Genomic DNA, 17,868 nt, shown 5'->3' with positions numbered 1-17,868 from the left:
GAATTGCACCGAAGGCCAACAGTGGGCGCTCACGCTCCCAAGCGATCTGGTCGGGTGGCAGCATGGATGTCTCGGGACGAGCGCCGTTACCGGCGAGGCTGGCCGTTGCCGTGCGCACCACGCTGCGCGCGCTGGGCCCGATGACCGTCGTGTGCGCCGGGTTCTTGGGTGCCAGCATCGAAGCCGGTGCGCAGAACACGGTCGTCGTCGATACCAATCGCACCGCCACCGTGGTGCTGCCGGCAGGCGGCGGCACCGCAACAGTGGTGGCTGGGATTTCGGTCTTGCCTGCATCTGGCTACGGCATCCTGGGCGCGGCGGGAGACGCGTGGACGCTCACCAATTCCGGAACGGTTACCGGCGTCCAACCCGCAGTGCAGTTGCAGGGTAATGGAAGTCGTTTCATCAACAACGGCACCGTGGGCGGCAACGGCTTTGGTGTCTACAACACGGTGGCACTTGCCGTTGATAACAGCGGGACCATCAGCACCGGCAACGTCGGCGTGTACACCTCGGGCGAGCTGACACTGTCCAACACCGGTCTGATCAAGGGCGGGGTACGCGGGATATATGGCAGTCTGCCCAACGCTGGAATCGGCGCAAACATCACCAACACGGGAGTGATCGAGGGCGGGGTATCGGGCATCGAACTGACCACCGGCTCCAATGCGACCACAACGCCCACCATCACCAATGGCAGTGGCGGCCGCATCTCGGCGCTCAATGCCGGTGGACTGGGTATCAGCGTCACTCACGGCTCCACGCGCGTGACCAATGCGGCCGGTGGGTTGATCCAGGGGCCTGGCTCCGCAGTGGGAGGCATGGATCTCTTTACGGACCTGATGGTGGATAACGCCGGCGTACTTTCAAGCACCACCGGGCCGGCAATCTGGTCGTATGGCGGCGGCGAAATCACCAATCGCGCGGGTGGGCAGATTACCGGTGCGGGCGGCGTCGCTTACGTCCGCAGCCGCTTCAATACCAGCAATGTACTGACCAACGCCGGCACGATCACCGCGACGGCATCGAGCTTTGTCGGTGGCAATGGCGCGACGGCCGGCTCGGGCGCGGCGGTCTACATCGGCGCGTCATACGCGCTGACCGGCGCACAGGTGATCAACCAGGCCGGCGGCTCGCTCATCGGGCCTGTGTACGGCGTCTACAGTGGCAACGCCACGCTTGCCGACGATTCCGGTCCGGTCACGGTGGATAACGCCGGATCGATCCGGGGCAACGTGGCGATTGCGCTCAACAACGCGCCCGGCACCGTCATCAATGCGGGATCGTTGGAGAGTACCGGCACGGTGGCGGTACGGTTCGATCAGACGACCGCCTACGACGACCGCATGACGCTGCGTACGGGCTCGCGGTTGGTCGGCACGGTACTGGCCGGCCCTGGTACTGACACCCTGTTCCTGGAGGGCACTGGTACCGAGTCTGCAGCCTTGTTCCAGGCGTTCGAGCTGCTGCGCATGCAGGGGCAGGACTGGACACTCTCGGGAGACGGGACCTTCGCGCAACAGGCCATGATCGACACCGGCACGCTCCGGGTGACAGGCACGTTGAGCAGCCCGCAATGGTCAGTTTCTGCGCCGGGAACACTGGCTGGCAGCGGTGTGGTGGTTGGCAACGTGGCGAACGCAGGCACGGTGATGCCCACGGGCCAGCTCACGGTTCGGGGTGACTACCTCGGGCAGAACGGCCGCCTGGCCGCTACCAGTGTGCTGGCCGGCGATACGTCACCTGCCGATCACTTGATTGTGGACGGCGGCAGCGCCACGGGTGCCACCCGCGTTGCCGTAACCAATCTTGGTGGCGGCGGCGCGGTCACCCAGCAGAATGGCATTCCGCTGGTGGTCGCCCTCAATGGCGCCACCACCGGTGCAGGCAGTTTCTCGCTGTCGTCGCCTGTAGTGGCCGGCCCCTACGAGTACTTCCTGTACCAGGGCGGGCTGGGCGGGGTAGGGAGCGCGAATACCCAGAACAGCTGGTTTCTTCGGTCGGTGGTCGACTGTGCATCGCCAGGTGCGCCATCGCCGCCTTGCCCGGCACCACCACCGCCGCCACCACCCCCTCCGCCGCCACCGCCACCCCCGCCACCGGATCCCCCAACACCCCCAGACCCACCCACGCCTCCGCCGGAGCCGCCGACACCACCGGTTCCGCCGGTGCCCCCCGAACCGCCTGCGCCCTCGTACCGGCAGGAGGTATCGCTGGGGGCTGCGCTGCCGACCATGGCGGCCATCTACGGTCGCGCCATCGTCGGTACGCTGCATGAGCGGGTCGGCGATGAACACCTGCTGGGCCAGCGAGACGACCTAGGCACGGGCGGCATGAACGGTGCCTGGGTGCGCGTGCTGCGCCATGACGGCGAGCGCGATGGCGGCAAGCTGGGTATCTACGGCAATCGCGGCCCTGGCTTCGACTACACCTTCGATGCGCTGCAGGTCGGGTTGGACCTGTACCGAGCTGTCGGAGATGACGGGAGCCATCAACACGCCGGCGCCTACCTGGCCTACGGAAAGGCGCGCGGCAGCGTGCGCCACCATCTGCTGGACATCGACTTCCACGCCGGCGAAGACGACTTCAACGCGCACACGGTGGGCGCGTACTGGACGGCATTCAACGCCCGAGGCGCGTACGTGGACGCTGTCGCGCAGGTCACCGGGTACGACCTGCGTGCACGCTCGACGCGCTTGCCGGACATCTTCACCCATGGCGACGGCGCGCTGGTCTCGGTAGAGGGCGGCTGGCCCTGGGCCATCGGCGCCGCGCAGCAGGACGGCGCCGGTTGGCACATCGAACCGCAGGCACAGCTCATCTGGCAGAAGGTCGACATCGACGATCTGGTCGACGCCACCGCTCGCGTGCGCTACCGCGATGGCGATTCCACCGTGGGCCGGCTGGGGCTGCGCCTGAGTCGTACCGGGAGCGGGGCGGCGGGCGGGGCACCTGCGACCAGCGGCTGGATCCGTCTCAACGCTTGGCACCAGTTCAGTGGCTCGCCGACCACCGAGTTCTCAAGCGCTTCCGGCTACGTGCCCTTCAGCGCGGATCTGGACGACAGCTGGGCAGAGCTGGGGGCGGGCGGCACGTGGCAGGTGAGCCGCAGCGGCTACCTGTTTGCCGGCCTCGACTACACCTGGAGCTTCGACGGCCACGAGACGGCATGGAATGGAAACGTGGGCATGCGCTGGCACTGGTAGCGTGCGAGAATCCGGAAAAATGGGCTGCACGAACCGGATGGCTTCCATGCAAAAGCGTGTCTGCTTCGATTTTGAAATCGAGTTCAGCAACGGTGGCGGAATCCAGGGGCAGGAGTTTCGCCTGGATATCGATGGCGATGACATCGAAGATGACGCGCTCGCCGACTACATCGTTCGCGATATGCGGCTGTTGATGGTGGGCACCGTGCGCATACTCAACAAGCGAATCATCGAGGAGCCGCACAAGCGGCCATTGGAAGCCGAGGCGGGGGCCGACAGCAACCAATGAAGGACTGCTCTCCATCGTTTCGTTCGAAGTTGAGCGGCAGGGCTACCCATTTCCCTCAAGCCAGTTTCGGAGGGGGCGGCGGGTTCGGCGGTGGAGGAGGTCTCGGGCCTCGCGGCGGTGGGTTCGATGTGTCGAAATAGGCGCGCTTTGGCTGCCGGTAGCTCGATCGAATCCAGTGAGAGAAGAGCCTTGATGTAAGCAACATGATGAGTGGAGTTTCCTGTGACGGTCTTGGCGGCAACGGATGCTAGAGGTAGCGACTCGAATCGACTGTGACCGCCGTCGTCATTGATGGCAAATCAATTGGAAAAAATTGCCGCACGTACCAAAACGGTGCGCTGTATGCGTCATTCCGTAGGCTGGGGTGATTGAATCGCAAAAATATGCAGAAACAAGCGATTTCCCATCGTCCGCATCATCCCGCATGGTGTTCTCCAGAGCCTAGAAACTCTAACGTGAGAGAGTTGGACGTTCCTTTGTCGGGAGGGTGGCTAATACAACACCCCCGAGGAAATACGCCATGCCGGGTCTCATTTGACGGTTTCTAGCCTCCCGACGCCCCTGCCATCCCGGCGAGGGCGCTCCAAACTGGAGGTCCAACATGCTTACTCAGTGGGCGGACACGCCCCTCGACGAAGTCCCCAAGCGCAGGGCAGGCTACTCCCGCCCCGCACGCAGCTACAAAGTCTCCGCGCAGTGGTACGACGCCATCGACTCGATGAGCCGCGCGGAAGCAATTCCGTACATCCAGCTGCGTGGTCGCTGGCTGCGTGACATCGGCTTCGTGATTGGCGCCAAGCTGGCGGTGGAGGCTAAGGAGGGTGTCATCACCCTTACGGTCATCGAGCGACCCGCGCCGGTGGTGCCGAAGATACCCAGGAAACTTCAGCGCGAACAGCGGGAAATAGCCCGCAGGAGCCAGTCATGAGCAGGAACGTTCTGATGCAGGCGAAGATGGAAGACGAGCTGCGGGCCAGCTTCCAGGCAGCCGCGGCGCGCGAATGCAGGCCAGCTGCGCAGGTGCTGCGGCAGCTGATGGAGGCGTACGTGGCCGCGCAGTCCGCCCCGGAGGCGACCGATGGACGGCGGCGTAGCACCGCTGTCCGCATTGCAGCTGGCGCGGTGGTCAGCCTGGCGTCGTCCACGTCGCTCGCGGAGGGCGACGACCGCGATCTGGATGAGGTGGCACAGCGACAGTACGGCTGGCACAACACCCCGTTCGGGACGGGGTGAGGCAGCAGCGCCTCTACGCGGTCGATGGGCACGCTGCTTCTGCAGGTGCCCACGGCCGCCGTCACGCCATCAGCCAGACCCGGATCAACGACACCAGCTTGTCCACGTCCAGCGGCTTGGCCACGTAATCGCTCGCGCCCGCCTGGATGCACTGCTGCTGGTCGTCGGGCATGGCCTTGGCGGTGAGGGCGATGATCGGCAGCTTGCCGAAGCGCCCGTCCTGGCGGATCTCGCGGGTCGCGGTCAGGCCGTCCTTGACCGGCATCATGATGTCCATCAGCACCAGTTCGATGGGGGCCGGACCTACGACCGCGGTGGTCAGCATGTCGATGGCCTCCTGGCCGTTGCGCGCGATGGTCACCTTGCAGCCGTGCGGCTCGAGCACGTTCATCAGCGCGTAGATGTTGCGCACATCATCCTCGACAACCAGCACGCGGCGACCCTCCAACGCGGTGTCGCGGTGCTGCGCGGTGCGGATCATGCCCTGTTGTGATTCGGGCAGGTCGCTGACGACCTTGTGCAGGAACAGCGTCACCTCATCGAGCAGGCGCTCGGGTGAGCGCGCGCCCTTGATGATGATCGAGCTGGAGTAGCGGCCCAATCGCACCTCTTCGGCAGGCGACAACACGCGGCCGGTATAGACGATGATCGGGGGCAGCGCATGCGGGCTCTGCTCGCTCAGCATCTCCAGCAGCTCGAAGCCGGAGGCATCGGGGAGCGTCAGGTCCAGCACCATGCAGTCGAAGGTATGCTCGGCCAGCACCTGCAGGCACTCCGATGCCGAACGCGCGCCGATCGTCTGTACATCGGCCAGGGCCAGCAGCTCGCGTACGGCATCCAGCTGGACGGCGTCATCCTCGACCACCAGCACCAGGCGTGGGCGCAGTGACAGGCGGCGCTCCAGCGCGAGCAGTACGTCGGCGAGTTCATCGCGGGTGGCCGGCTTGCCGAGATAGCCCACCGCGCCCAGCGACAGCGCCTTGCGCGAATGGTCCAGCGCGGACACCACGTGGATGGGAATGTGCCGGGTGCGCATGTCGTGCTTGAGCACGTCGAGCACCGACAGGCCCGATTGGTCCGGCAGGCCGACGTCCAGCACGATGGCGTGCGGAAGCTCCGCGCGCGCGGCATCCAAGGCCTCGCTCGCGGTATGTGCCACCCGCGCGCGGAAGCCCATTTCGTTGGCGAGGTCGCTGACGATCTGACCGAAGGCGATGTCATCCTCGACGATCAGGATCAGGCCGCGTCCGTTGTTGCTCGGCGCGCCGCCGGCATCGCCGGGCTGGCGCGGGGCGAGTGGAGCCAGTCGGGCGTCCTGCGCGGGGGCAGGGCGAATGGGTGCGGGTGTGGCGCGCGCGGGCGCTGCGGCTGCCGGAGACGGGTCCACCAGGCGTGCCGCGACCACCAGCCGGAAGCAGCTGCCCTTGCCGGGTTCGCTCTCCACGGTGATGTCGCCGCCCAGCAGCCGCGCAAGCTCCTGCGAAATGGACAGCCCCAGCCCCGTGCCGCCGTAGCGCCGGCTGATGGAGCCGTCCGCCTGCTGGAACGCCTCAAAGATGCGCGTCTGCTGCTCGGGCGCGATGCCAATGCCGCTGTCAGTCACCGAGAACGCCACGCGGCCGTCGCGCGTGGCCGAGGCTGATACGGTCACGCCGCCGGTCTCGGTGAACTTCAATGCATTCGACAGCAGGTTCTTGAGGATCTGCTCGATGCGCTGGCGATCGGACTCGATCACCGCCGGGCAGTCGGCCAGCATCGAGACGTCCAGCGACAAGCCCTTTTCGCTGGCAACCGGGCCGAGCAGCGCCGCAATATCCGACAGCAGCTTCTCCACCCCGAAGCGTTCGGCATGCACCTCGATGTGCCCGGCCTCGATCTTGGACAGGTCGAGAATCTCATTGATGAGGTTGAGCAGATCGGTGCCGGAGGCGTGGATGGTACGCGCGAACTTCACCTGTTCCGCGCTGAGGTTGCCGTCGCGGTTGTCGCCCAGCAGCTTGGAAAGAATGAGCGCCGAATTGAGCGGCGTGCGCAGCTCGTGGGACATGTTGGCCAGGAACTCGGACTTGTACTGGCTGGCGCGCTGCACCTTGTGCGATTCGGCCACGATGGCGGCGTTGGCGCGTGCGAGCTTGTCGCGCTCGATTTCGAGCTGTTGCGACTGATCGAAGAGCTGGTTGTTGGTCTGTTCCAGTTCGGCCTGCTGCTCCTCCAGCTCGTGCTGGGAGCCGCGCAGCGCCTTGCTCTGCTCCTCCAGTTCTTCATTGGAGACGCGCAGCTCCTCGCTCTGCACCTGCAGCGATTCGGACTGCCGCTGGGTCTGCGCCAGCAGCTCGGACAGCCTGGCCCGGTACGCCGCCGACCGCAGGGCGACCGCCATGTCACCGGACGCCAGCTCGAGCAGTTCGACCACCTCGGCCGGCACCGCACCGAAGAAGCCCAGCTCGATGACCCCGCTCACCTCGCCCTCGTGGATGCTGGGGGCGATGACCAGGTGGCGAGGCTGGGCCTGCCCCAGTCCCGACGCCACCGTGAAGTAGCCCGGCGGCACATCGGCAACGACCAGCGCGCGCTTCTCGTCCACGGCGCGGCCGAGCAGGGTGCCGCCGTCACGCTGCAGGTCGCTGCCATCCGGCGCGGAAGCGGTGCCCACCGCGCCGATCTGCTGGAAGCCGTTGGCGGCCGGCACGAACAGCATGCCGGCCTCGGCGCCGGTGAAGCGCGCGAGGAAGGTGAGGCTGGCGCGTGCCAGTGCGCCGCTGTCCAGGTCGCCGCCGGTCGCCGTGGCCAGCTCCAGCCGGCCACGCTGCAGCCAGGCGTCGCGCTCGCGTGCGCGGGTGTGGCGACGGAGCAGGAAGGCGATGAAGATCGTCAGGACAATGCCCAGCACGGCGCTGGCCGAGCCCGAGGTCAGCGCCGTGTTGTAGGCAGACTCCATTTCTTCCAGCCGCCGCGCGCGCTTGTCCAGCTCGATGGCGCCCATGGCGGCCAGGCGCGCGCGGATATCGTCCATGGCCGCCTTGCCGCGGTTGGACGTGACGACAGCCAGGGCGGGCTCGAGGCCCTGCGCGCGGCGCAGTTCGATCGTTTCACGCAGTTCGTCCAGTTTGTCCTGGACCCTGCGTGCCAGCAGCTTGAGCCTGTCCTGCTGCGCCGGGTCATCCGCCAACGCCTTTTCCATGGCGTCCAGCCGCGTGCTGGCCAGCCCCAGTGCCGCCCGATAGGGTTCCAGGTAGCTGTCGTCGCCGGTGAGCAGATAGCCGCGCTGGCCGGTCTCGGCGTCCTGCACCGCAGAGAGGACGTCGCTCAGGGCGGTCATCGTCTCCTGCGAGCGGATCACCAGGGCGCTGCCCTCACGAATGGTCTGGATGTTCTTGCCGGCCAGGTATCCGCTGCCGAGGAAGAACAGCATGACCACCAGCAGCGGCACGAGCGTGCGGAAGGCGGTGCCGGCCGGAGTTGCAGCGCGGGATTTGGGCGTGGTGGTCATGGGCGGGCAGCAGGATGGATGCAACCGGTCAGGGTATCACGCCGGTAGACGGCGCAGGCTGGCGACAGGATCCACGCCACGCGTGAGTGACTTCCCGCCTATTGACGACATACGTCGCCAGGCCCAGCCTGACGCGGACGCTGGCAGAATGCTCTGCGGCGCGGGTACCGAAGGCGAGGCGCTGGTGCTGTATGACCCGGTCACACGCAACGGCAACGTGCTGCTGCTTGCCGATCATCGTAGGGGGGCGCGTGCCCAGGGACGGCAACATGGCTCGGCGCTGACGTCCAGAGGACGCCGACGGTCCCAGCGCCTATGGCCGCTGCGTGGACTTCAGTGTCTTCAGCACCCGCTCCTCGAACGCCTTGCCATGTTGCTCGGCCTCACCAGCATCGCCCGATTCCAGTAGGCCACTCTCAAACGCTGACGTGATCGCCGTCTGCGGACCACCAACAACCAAGGCGACCTGATCGCCCGTGTGCAGGTTGGCAAAGCGCTCGCTACGGCCGCGGTCCGCCAGTATGGTATTGAGCAGGAGCAGCACGGCATCCACGTCGTACCAGTCGCCGAGGTTGCGGGCCTGCATCTGGTAGCGCTTACCGTCCAGATAGGCGATGAGGCGATACGGGCCGTCTTCTGCGTCGGGAAACTGTTCCTCGAACACGGTGTCCGCGAGCGCCGGCTGCACCAGGGGTGCAAGTTTCCGCAGCAGGGCGTCGTGCTCGTTGGGGAACTGGTCGGTTTCGGCGTCGAACGCGTAGACGTGGCCCGCTACTGCGAGCATCGACGTCGCATCCGCGCTGTCGAAGGCCTGCGCAGGGGTATCTGCCATTCCGGGAAAACCAGCGTCCGCGAGCTTCTGGCGCATGACCGAAACGTCCGAGGCAGCGGGTTTGGGAGGTGCAGGTAGATCCAGGGAATGCGAATTGTTCTGTGGCCCCGACTCGCACATGGTGTGCGGCCGCGTCATGCGGGCGCAGGCGCGCCAGGCGAGGTCATGCAGGCGCGGATCGCCGGTCCGGAAGAATGCCATGGACAGTTGATCTGCCTGTTTCCGGTCGCTGACGCGCGCGTGCAGGACGCCAAGGGCAGCCCATGCTTCAGGATCGGTGCGCTTGGCGAGTGTCCACCCCGCTTCCCGCAGCGCGTCCTGATCGCCTGCATCAAGCGCACGCTCGGCGGCACGGATCAGTGCCTTGTGATCGGTCGGCGCCGGATACCCGGAGTAGTCGGTCTGGTAGGCCTCGATCGTCGCCCAGTAGGGCGCGTCCGGCCGGAGCAGGTGCTTGACGTCCTCGGGTCCACGGCAGGTCGCCGCATACGCACCTGCCAGCGCGTCGCGCAGTGGTGTCGTCGGGCCAGCCATCAACGGGCGGACGCTCTCGCAGTAGGCAGGGCTTCCGATTTTGAAGCGCAACACAGAACGCCACGCGCCAACCCACTCTTCGGTCTGGTTGGGCGGCACGCGTTCCGCGGAGCGTTGGACTGCCGACAGCATCGCTGGATCGCCTGTCAGAAGTAGATCAACGACATGCCCGACGGGCGGCAGGGCAGGGGCGCGATCCGCCCAGGCCTGTACGCCCTCTGCGGTCGAAGGTAGTGGCGAGGAATACCGCTGCGGCAGTGACGCACGATCAATGGTGACCGCAGGCTGCGCGTGGACGTCCGTCGTTGCGGCGTCATTCGAGCACGCCGCAAGTGCGACGGCACATAGTGCAATGAGCCACCTGAAAAACACTCTGTCATCCCGCATTCGCGGCAATCTACGTTCCTGCCGTCCGTTGGGAGCGCAGCAGGCTGCTGCGGCGAACCCGGATTGGGCGGTGATGAGCGTCATCGTCGTCCTTGATCGTGTAGCGCGAGATAGGGAAAGTTAGTCTAGCCCGGCACCGGCGGGCAGCACATCCGCCTCTTGGCAGGCATGCGGAGAGCAGCGCCAGCCGACGCGTTGAGGTCATCGGTCCGCCTGAGCGCCAGCGCGCTTCAAGCGTGTTCTCGCCGCCGCTCAGTCGGGCGAGAAGTTCATCGGAATCCGCACCGCGCTGGCCACCGGCTTTCCCTCCACCACGGCCGGCTGGAAGCTCCACAGTGAGACGGCTTCAAATGCCAGCTGGTCCACGCGCGGGAAGCCACTGGATTTCTCCAGTTCCACGTCCACGCGGCCCTCGGGGCTGACCCGGACGATCAGCACCACGGTGCCCATTTCACCGGCCTCGGCCAGCGCCGGCGGATAGCGGGGCGGGAACAATGCCCGGCTGGCCGGATCGATGGTGGGTGCCGGAAGGCTCTGGGAGGCGTCGGAAGTAGCCGGTTGAGAAGGCGCGGTTCGGCTCCCTGGCGCCTGGAGTGCGGCGCGATCAAGTGGCGAGGCAGATGCGCCCGCAATAGCGCCCGCCAGCAACACGCCCACAACTACCGTGCCTACCTTGGTGTGAATCCCAAAGACGTTCATGCCATCCATGTGATGGGTGCTTCCTGTTGATCCCCTCCGGTGATGGTACATCCTGCGCCTGCGGCCTGCTGCGTCTTCGATACACTGCTTGTTCGAGGGAATTCCTTACGAAACAACAGGGTGTAGGCGGGTTGTGCCAGGTTTGGGGCGTCGCCATAGTGTGGCGTAGTGCCAAAAAGGCACATTTTGGACACTGGTGTACGATGAGCTACACATCCATCTTCGGGTCGGCTGCCATGAAGCCTACTGACACCGCTTTACTGAGCTCCGGGACGGGCGCTCTTGTCTCCGTTCGAAAGAGGGAGAAGAAGCGCGATGAAGGGCTACTGTCGAATCTGCCCACCATGACCGCCAGCCAGCTGAAGAAGGGTGGCTGGCCGGGCGTCATGGCGCAGGTGAACAAGACCGCGGCGGTGGCGGTGACCAATCATCACCGCACCGAGGCCGTGATACTTGCGGCAGACCACTATGAATCACTCGTGCAGCGGGCTGCGAAGCCGAAGTCTGCGGGTAGGGCCACAGAGTTGGGGGCAGCGTCCAAAGAGATCGCGTTGGCGCATCTGCAACGTGCGTTCGACCTGCGGCTGGCAACGCTGAAGGATGGGAAGTCACTGGATGCTGCCACCCGCAAGCGTGCGCGCCGTGGGAAGGCGAACATCGGGCCATCGCTCTGAATCATGCCGAGAATACTGGTCCTGGCGGGGGTGAACGGGGCGGGCAAGAGTTCGCTGCTTGGTGGCTACCTCAGGGAGGACGGGCTGTCCTGGTTCAACCCCGACGCGTTCACGCGCGAACTCGAGGACGCCGGATATGCGCACGATGAAGCCAACGCCAAAGCGTGGGAAGAAGGCAGGAACCGCCTGGCCCGGGCTATCGCCAACGGCGAAGATTACGCATTCGAGACCACGCTCGGCGCCAACACGATTCCTGGATTGCTTCGCGAGGCCATGGAAACCCATGAGGTCATCGTCTGGTTCTGTGGGCTCTCCAGTGTTGAACTGCACATTGAGCGGGTCGCCGATCGGGTAGCCCAAGGCGGGCATGACATCCCGGAGGACAAGATCAGGGAGCGCTTTGACCGGTCACGACAGAACCTGATCGCGCTTGCCCAAGGCCTGACCACGCTTCATGTCTACGACAACAGTGCTCCCATGAACAACGGGGTCGCCTTGCCACAATTGGTGCTGGAACTGGAGAGGGGTGTCGTCCTTTATCCCTCCAGTGTGGAAGAGCTTGGCGCAACGCCGGGCTGGGCAGTGCCCATCGTCGAACATGCTGTGCAGCTTCACCCACCCGGCTGGCTTGGCTAGGACGTTTGGGGATCCACACGCCGGCCCCGGTCGGCCGTAGAATCGCGAATCCAACGGTGAAGGATCACGACATGAATCGTATGCGGGCGGGGCGTGGCGGGTTGGCGATCACAACGGCTGCACTGGCGCTGCTGGCCGGTTGTGGCGACATGACCTTGTCCGAGCCAGGTGTGAAGGCACCCGAGGCAGAGGATGCGCACAAGCCCGTCGCTGAGCAGCCGGTTCGGACCGAGCCCGCTCCCGTGCAGGAACCTGCGCGAACCAACCCTCCACGGGAACCCGGCGCGACGCAGCCGTTCGCGTTCGAGGTGCCCGCCCGGGGCGACATTCCGCCCGCGACCTGTGCGTTCGACGGCTTCACGATGCCCGCCAACGCCAAGGTCTATGCGGCCGGTGCCTACGGCGGCAAGGAGGCCGACTTCCAGATCGACCAGAGTGGCCACCAGGCGACCACCATCCAGGTGGCGGTGCATGAACCCCACGCGCCGGTGGTGTTGTTGCTGGGCGCCTATGAGCCAACGGTATGGAGTGTGGGCTGGACGCGCGGCACCCGCATCGCCGCCGTGGTGGTGACCGGCTACCACCGGCAGCAGCTGACCGGCCTGCCTGCCAACGTGCCGCTGCTGATCAGTACCTACGACAACCGCGGGCCCTGCGGCTACGCGTACGTGGGCGGCGAGGGCTCGGCCAAGCTCAATCCGCTGGCACGTGAGGTGTTCGGGCGCGCGGTGGATGTGGCCTATCCGGCGCGTGATGGGCGCGCCGTGGTCGGCAAGCTGCCGCCGGGCGCTGCGCTGGTCACCGATGCGGCGGCAACGCCGGTGAAAGAGTTCCAGGTGAAGGACGCACCGCTGGCAGGGCAGGCGGGCATCGACGCGGCACTGCGCGACGGCACCCTGCGGCCGGCAACCCCTGCCGATTTGCGCGCATGGGAAGCTGCACGCCAGCGCAGCCAGGGCGCGCCGGATATCCCGCGCATCGAAGGCGGCGACACCGAGCGCTCATCGGGCATGCCTTACCGCAGCTACACCGTGCGCAAGGCGTTCGCGATTCCTGCCGGCCTTAACGGCGCCCACTCGGCGACGTTCTTCGTCGCGCCGGGTGTGCCCCTACCCACCGGCAACCCGGGACATTCGCAAGTGCGCCTCATCGAAGATGGGAGCTGCAGCGGCCCGACGTGCGGGATGCGATGACAATGCGACGCGCCTGTTCGCATTGGCTGGGACGTCATTCTTCCCGGATCAGACCCTTTGCGCTTTTGCTCTCTGTTCTTGCCGTCGCCGCGCCGGCCCATGCGATTCCCGGCGAGGAGTTCTGCGGCGAAGCGACCGCAGTCTATCTTCCTGAGCCCCAGGGAAAGCCGGCACCCAATATCGAGCTGGCCAACTTCCAGTTCACCAGTCCTGAAGACCGATGCGGGCGCAATCTCCCGAACGATGCGCTGATGAGGCTTCACGCGGAGATCAAGCCGCTGGCAGCGACTGCCTTTGCCGACAGCCGTGCCAGTTTTTCCGTCATGGTTCGTTACACGATCACGGCGGATAAACCGGCGACCTTCGACATGAAAGTGAGCGATGCACCCGAGAGCGAGCGGCCGCGCCTCACCCGCTTCTACACTGAAGCGGCCGCGCTGAACGACGCCCGTTCGACCAGTGGCACGGTCTATGTCGTCTTCCACTACAACATTTCCCCCCGAGCGGCCGTAGCGCGGCCGGCCAAGGGCGGGTAGGGACATCATGGAACGCGCCCGCAAACCCCTTGCCTGGCCACAGCGTTGGTTGACGTGGGGAGCAATGCTCACCCTGCTGCTGTGCTGCGCCGCGCCTGTAGTGGCGCAGACCGCACGCAAGCCTTCATCCTATGAATATCGGCCGGGCAGTGAAGACGCCCCCGTGCAGGCGACGACCGGTCCCGACTATCTGTCGCGCATCGACAGCCGTGCACAGTTCATGCAACTTGCTCGGGTCTACAACGCCGGTACGGCGCTGGAGATGCCGCACCTGATCTTCGTGATCGACCGGAAGAACGCGGCACGCATCTACTACATCAACACGCCGCGGTTCGACCTGCATGAGCAGTTCGTTCGCCGCCAGGGGCTGGTGCGTTCCCTCGACAAGGCCACGCTCAACGCGCAGTACCGCGATCCAGAGCGGCGGTTCCTGTTCGGCACCCTGAGCTGGCAGCGTGACCTGCCGGGCTATACCTACGAATTCTGGGAAGGCGACAAGCTCACCGCTCCCCTGCTGCGGCAGACTGACGAAGTGCTGCATGCCTCGTTCCGCGACCCTATCCGCTTCAAGACCAATTCCACCCAGCACGAGCAGCTGGCCGGCAGCATGAAGCTGGCCTACGTCAGCCAGGAGGCGCTGATCCGCGAGCAGCGCTTCCTGCCACTGAACACCGGCCGCGCCGAAGGGCGGATTCGGATCGTCCGGTCGGAGGCGCAGCTGCGCACTCTGACCCCGCGCGATATCCCGGTGCTGGACGAGGTGCCCATCGCGCTGGCGCCGGTAGCAGGCCTGGTAACGCAGCGCCCGTCCACGCTGCTGTCGCACGTCAACCTGCTGGCCAAGGGCTGGGGCATTCCCAACGTGTATGTGCGCGATGCGCAGAATGCGCTGCGCCAGTACGACGGGCGCTGGGTCGCGCTGGAGGTCACCAATAACGACTACCGGGTAACGCCGCTGGCTGGCCCCCCGAAGCTCCCCGCCGCCACGTCGGCTCGCCCGGTGGCACGCAACCTGCCGCGCCCGGACCTGTCGGTCGTGGCGCTCAAACCGCTGGCGGCATTGCGTGCGCGCGACAGCAGCCACTGCGGAGTAAAGGCCGCCAACCTGGGCACGCTGAAGACAGCGCTGCCCCCGGCCGCGCGCGTGCCCGACGGGTTCTGCATACCGTTCGCGCACTACCAGGCGATGACGCAGCGTCTGCATGTTCCGCAGCGCTTGCAGGAACTGCAGCGCCGCGCGGGCTTCGGCACCGACCCGAATGTGCGCCGTGACGCGCTGGCCACGCTACGCGCTGAAATCAGCAACGCCGCGCCCGATCCCGCGTTCGTGCGCGCGCTGGACACGCAGTGGCAGGGGCAGTTGAAGGGCGCCGGCGTATTCGTACGCAGCTCCTCCAATTCGGAAGATCTGCCGGGCTTCAGTGGCGCGGGTCTGTACACCACCGTGCCCAACGTGACCCGCGCCGATGCCGTGGCCAAGGCCGTGCAGACGGTATGGGCGTCGGTCTACAACTTCGAGGCGTACGAGGCACGCACGGCCGCAGGCCTGGGCCAGGATGCGGTGGCCATGGCGGTGCTGGTGCAGGTGGCCGCGCCGTCGGACAGTTCCGGGGTGATGATTACCCGCGACCCCTTCGATGCCGCCCGTCGCCACATCACCTACATTTCAGCCAAGCGGGGCCTGGGCATCCGTGTGGTGGAGGGCAAGCGCCAGGCTGAGCAGGTGATGTATTCCACCTGGTCCAAGGCGGTGCAGGTACTGAGCCGGTCGGCGGAAGACACCCAGCTGGTGACGAATGCAGGGGGTGGCGTGCGCGAAGTGCCCATCACCGGCTCGCGCCAGGTGCTGACCGATGCGCTGATCGCGCGGCTGGCCAAGGTGGGCGCAACCACCAAGCAGGCACTGGGTGGCGTGGACCAGGATATCGAGTGGGCGGTGGTGGGCGATGAGGTGCTGATACTGCAGTCCCGCCCTTATGTGGACGGGAGCGCAAAGTAGCGGGGTGCAATGGCGCTTCGGCCTCAACGCGGTGCGAGAAACCGCTGCATGCGCTCCAGTTCGTCATTCAGCGCCGTGCGGAACGTCGCGCCTTTAGGCGCGGCGCCCGAGGCATAGCCGAACGTCGATTCCAGTCGTCCGTCGCGTACCGCCAGATTGGCCCAGCCGATGACCTGGTCACCCCAGAGCATGGGCAGTGCGTAGTAGCCGAACTGGCGCTTGGCGGCGGGGGTGTAGGCCTCGAACTTGTAGGTCCAGCCCCAGAGCAGCGTGAACCGCCGGCGGTCCCAGACCACGGGGTCGAAGGGGGCGAGCAGGCGCAGCTGGTCGTCGACGGCATAGCGCCGCGAGCGCGGGTTCTCATCGGCTGGCCAGTACCACGTGGTGCCGTCGATGCGGGACGAGGCCAGGTGCTCCTGCGCCAGCCGCAACGCCGTGCGGGTGTGCGCGGCCAGGTGTGGTGCGCCATAGCCGAGCAGCCGGGCCAGGTAGGTCAGGCTGGCGGCCGGCAGGGGCGCGTACTTGCGCACCACCAGATCGATCAACGCTGCTGCGCGCAGGGCGCGTCCTGCGGGTGTCTCGTCTGCGTCCAGGTGTTCCGCCACCTCGTACACCCGCGTGCCGCTGTCGCGTCGTTTCACCCGCAGCAGACCGCGGTAATGCATGCCGTCGAGCAGGTGCGTGCTGGCGTTGCTTGAGCCGCCCCAATAGTTGGTCACGCGCCCGTGTGCGAAGTGCTGGTCTACCTCGCGCGGATGCACGCTGCCACGCTCGCGCACGAAGGCCAGCACGTCGGCCGCCTTGCGCCGCGTGGCCGCGTCCCACGCGTTTTTTGCCTGTCGCGGATGGATCAAGGCCAGGTGCGTGCGTGGCAGGAAGCCATAGTTGACCAGGTAGTCCTCGTCGATCGCCAAGCGCGCGTAGCTGCGTTCCAGATCGCCGGCGTGGTAGTCCCTGACGCGGTGGCGCAGGGTCAGGTCCTGCGCTCGCGCGGGTGCCCGGATCGGGTCGGCCTGCAGGAAGCCCAGCCGTCGGATCGCCGCCGGCAGCGTGGTCGGCGTAAACAGGGTGCGCGCCACCGCGTAGCGGCGCAGGTCATCGAGACTCACTTCATTGGCCATGGGGCAATTCAACCGGGTCGGTAGGGCCGCTGCGCCTGCCTGCGATCAACCGCGCCGCATCCTGGGAAGGCGGCAGGCCGAAGGCACGCGCGTATTCGCGGGTGAACTGGGTGGGGCTCTCATAGCCCACCTCCAGCGCGGCGGCGGTCACGCTCATGCCGTGGGCGCACAACATCTGGCGGGCCTGCAGCAGGCGCAGCTGCTTCTGGTATTGAAGCGGGCTCAGGGCGGTGGCCGCCTTGAAGTGACGATGAAACGCCGATTCGCTCATGGCGACCTGTGCGGCGAGCGCGGCGATGCGCAGTGGCTGCGCGTAGTCGCGGCGGATGCGCTGGATCGATGCACTGATGCGGGCGAGCGCGGAGTCCGGCGTGGCGAGCTGGCGCAGCATGGGTCCCTGCGGACCCTGCAGCACGCGGAACAGGATTTCGCGCTCGTAGGCGGGTGCCAGCGCCGGGATCTCGGCGGGGTGCTCCATCAGGCGCAGCATGCGCACCCAGGCGTCGATCAGCTCGGGAGTGACGGCCGCAACATTGAACGCTTCGGTCTGCGCCACCGGCTCGTTGGGTCCGGTGATGGGGGCGATGGTGTCGCCCAGCAGCGGGGAGAGGATGTCCGCGTCCAGCGTGAGGCTCACCGCCAGGTAGGGCTCACCGGTGCGGGCAGGGTGCACGGTGCCCACCGCCGGCAGGTCCACGGACATGACGAAGTACGTGGCAGGGTCGTAGTGGAGGGACTTCCCGCCCACGGTCATGGTTTTACTGCCCTGCAGGATCAGGTTGATCATGGGCTCGTAGACGGCGGCCAGCGCATGCTCGGGCACCTGGCCCTGCACCATGGCAACGCGGGGAATACCGGTCTCGGTACGGCGATTTTCGGCATGTGCCGCGAGTCGACGCAGTTCCTGCAAAGCGCTGTCCATGCCCGCATTGGACACCCACCAGCCAGGGCTGACAAGGCGGAAAGCAGGAATAGGCAGGAATCGGCGAGGATCGGGCCGGCGCTTGGAGGCTGGCGCTCCTAGCCTGTGCATCACCTC

General features: G+C 66.3%; 14 protein-coding genes. 9 read left to right on the top strand and 5 right to left on the bottom strand.

Annotation, left to right across the window (positions count from 1 at the left end; genetic code table 11):
* Nucleotides 1–110: 110 nt before the first annotated feature.
* The 4 genes from ACOZHM_RS07520 to ACOZHM_RS07505 all read left to right on the top strand — a co-directional run bounded on the left by ACOZHM_RS07520 (nt 111) and on the right by ACOZHM_RS07505 (nt 4,728).
* Complete coding sequence (locus ACOZHM_RS07520) at nt 111–3,206, top strand: autotransporter outer membrane beta-barrel domain-containing protein (RefSeq protein WP_421568573.1); 3,096 nt, start codon at nt 111–113, stop codon at nt 3,204–3,206.
* 46 nt (nt 3,207–3,252) lie between these two features.
* On the top strand, nt 3,253–3,495 hold the full coding sequence (locus ACOZHM_RS07515) for a cyclase (protein ID WP_421568572.1): 243 nt from the start codon (nt 3,253–3,255) through the stop codon (nt 3,493–3,495).
* Between the two features lie 601 nt (nt 3,496–4,096).
* The gene (locus ACOZHM_RS07510; RefSeq protein WP_421568570.1) at nt 4,097–4,423 is read left to right on the top strand and encodes a SymE family type I addiction module toxin; all 327 of its coding nucleotides are present in this window, start codon (nt 4,097–4,099) and stop codon (nt 4,421–4,423) included.
* Entirely contained in the window at nt 4,420–4,728 is a 309-nt protein-coding gene (locus ACOZHM_RS07505; RefSeq protein WP_421568569.1) for a hypothetical protein, read from the top strand. Before ACOZHM_RS07510 ends, ACOZHM_RS07505 begins: the two co-directional genes overlap by 4 nt.
* A 61-nt stretch (nt 4,729–4,789) precedes the next feature.
* Here the strand turns inward: ACOZHM_RS07505 and ACOZHM_RS07500 are convergent, their stop codons facing one another.
* The 3 genes from ACOZHM_RS07500 to ACOZHM_RS07490 form a co-directional block, all read right to left on the bottom strand.
* The gene (locus ACOZHM_RS07500) at nt 4,790–8,218 is read right to left on the bottom strand and encodes a response regulator (RefSeq protein ID WP_421568567.1); all 3,429 of its coding nucleotides are present in this window, start codon (nt 8,216–8,218) and stop codon (nt 4,790–4,792) included.
* A 313-nt stretch (nt 8,219–8,531) separates the two neighbouring features.
* A complete protein-coding gene (locus ACOZHM_RS07495) occupies nt 8,532–10,055 on the bottom strand; it encodes a hypothetical protein (RefSeq protein ID WP_421568564.1) in 1,524 nt (507 codons plus the stop codon).
* A gap of 168 nt (nt 10,056–10,223) precedes the next feature.
* Nucleotides 10,224–10,466: an energy transducer TonB gene (locus ACOZHM_RS07490; protein WP_421568562.1), complete on the bottom strand. Its 243-nt coding sequence runs from the start codon at nt 10,464–10,466 to the stop codon at nt 10,224–10,226.
* 407 nt (nt 10,467–10,873) lie between these two features.
* Between ACOZHM_RS07490 and ACOZHM_RS07485 the strand changes: the two genes are divergently transcribed.
* From ACOZHM_RS07485 to ACOZHM_RS07465, 5 genes are all read left to right on the top strand, one after another.
* Nucleotides 10,874–11,344, top strand: a complete 471-nt coding sequence (locus ACOZHM_RS07485; protein ID WP_421568561.1) for a hypothetical protein — start codon at nt 10,874–10,876, stop codon at nt 11,342–11,344.
* 3 nt (nt 11,345–11,347) lie between these two features.
* Nucleotides 11,348–11,980 carry a hypothetical protein gene (locus ACOZHM_RS07480; protein WP_421568560.1) on the top strand — a complete coding sequence of 211 codons (633 nt, stop codon included), beginning with the start codon at nt 11,348–11,350 and terminating at the stop codon, nt 11,978–11,980.
* Between the two features lie 71 nt (nt 11,981–12,051).
* Nucleotides 12,052–13,173, top strand: coding sequence for a hypothetical protein (locus ACOZHM_RS07475; protein WP_421568558.1), 1,122 nt, complete (start codon nt 12,052–12,054; stop codon nt 13,171–13,173).
* Between the two features lie 2 nt (nt 13,174–13,175).
* Nucleotides 13,176–13,709, top strand: a complete 534-nt coding sequence (locus ACOZHM_RS07470; RefSeq protein ID WP_421568557.1) for a hypothetical protein — start codon at nt 13,176–13,178, stop codon at nt 13,707–13,709.
* A gap of 64 nt (nt 13,710–13,773) precedes the next feature.
* A complete protein-coding gene (locus ACOZHM_RS07465) occupies nt 13,774–15,708 on the top strand; it encodes a PEP/pyruvate-binding domain-containing protein (RefSeq protein ID WP_421568555.1) in 1,935 nt (644 codons plus the stop codon).
* Nucleotides 15,709–15,731: 23 nt separating this feature from the next.
* On the opposite strand, the gene ACOZHM_RS07460 is transcribed toward ACOZHM_RS07465, so the two are convergent.
* Entirely contained in the window at nt 15,732–16,829 is a 1,098-nt protein-coding gene (locus tag ACOZHM_RS07460; protein ID WP_421568553.1) for a DNA glycosylase AlkZ-like family protein, read from the bottom strand.
* Nucleotides 16,819–17,751, bottom strand: a complete 933-nt coding sequence (locus ACOZHM_RS07455; RefSeq protein WP_421568551.1) for an AraC family transcriptional regulator N-terminal domain-containing protein — start codon at nt 17,749–17,751, stop codon at nt 16,819–16,821. Before ACOZHM_RS07455 ends, ACOZHM_RS07460 begins: the two co-directional genes overlap by 11 nt.
* Nucleotides 17,752–17,868 lie beyond the last annotated feature (117 nt).

Source organism: Stenotrophomonas sp. PD6, from assembly GCF_049199305.1.
GTDB lineage: Bacteria > Pseudomonadota > Gammaproteobacteria > Xanthomonadales > Xanthomonadaceae > Stenotrophomonas.
This window is presented reverse-complemented; position numbering and strand designations above follow the sequence as displayed.

Coding starts and splice junctions, on each gene's coding strand:
- ACOZHM_RS07515 (WP_421568572.1), top strand. CDS start 3,253: ATGCAAAAGCGTGTCTGCTTCGATTTTGAAATCGAGTTCAGCAACGGT.
- ACOZHM_RS07510 (WP_421568570.1), top strand. CDS start 4,097: ATGCTTACTCAGTGGGCGGACACGCCCCTCGACGAAGTCCCCAAGCGC.
- ACOZHM_RS07505 (WP_421568569.1), top strand. CDS start 4,420: ATGAGCAGGAACGTTCTGATGCAGGCGAAGATGGAAGACGAGCTGCGG.
- ACOZHM_RS07500 (WP_421568567.1), bottom strand. CDS start 8,218: ATGACCACCACGCCCAAATCCCGCGCTGCAACTCCGGCCGGCACCGCC.
- ACOZHM_RS07495 (WP_421568564.1), bottom strand. CDS start 10,055: ATGACGCTCATCACCGCCCAATCCGGGTTCGCCGCAGCAGCCTGCTGC.
- ACOZHM_RS07485 (WP_421568561.1), top strand. CDS start 10,874: ATGAGCTACACATCCATCTTCGGGTCGGCTGCCATGAAGCCTACTGAC.
- ACOZHM_RS07480 (WP_421568560.1), top strand. CDS start 11,348: ATGCCGAGAATACTGGTCCTGGCGGGGGTGAACGGGGCGGGCAAGAGT.
- ACOZHM_RS07475 (WP_421568558.1), top strand. CDS start 12,052: ATGAATCGTATGCGGGCGGGGCGTGGCGGGTTGGCGATCACAACGGCT.
- ACOZHM_RS07470 (WP_421568557.1), top strand. CDS start 13,176: ATGCGACGCGCCTGTTCGCATTGGCTGGGACGTCATTCTTCCCGGATC.
- ACOZHM_RS07465 (WP_421568555.1), top strand. CDS start 13,774: ATGCTCACCCTGCTGCTGTGCTGCGCCGCGCCTGTAGTGGCGCAGACC.
- ACOZHM_RS07460 (WP_421568553.1), bottom strand. CDS start 16,829: ATGGCCAATGAAGTGAGTCTCGATGACCTGCGCCGCTACGCGGTGGCG.
- ACOZHM_RS07455 (WP_421568551.1), bottom strand. CDS start 17,751: ATGGACAGCGCTTTGCAGGAACTGCGTCGACTCGCGGCACATGCCGAA.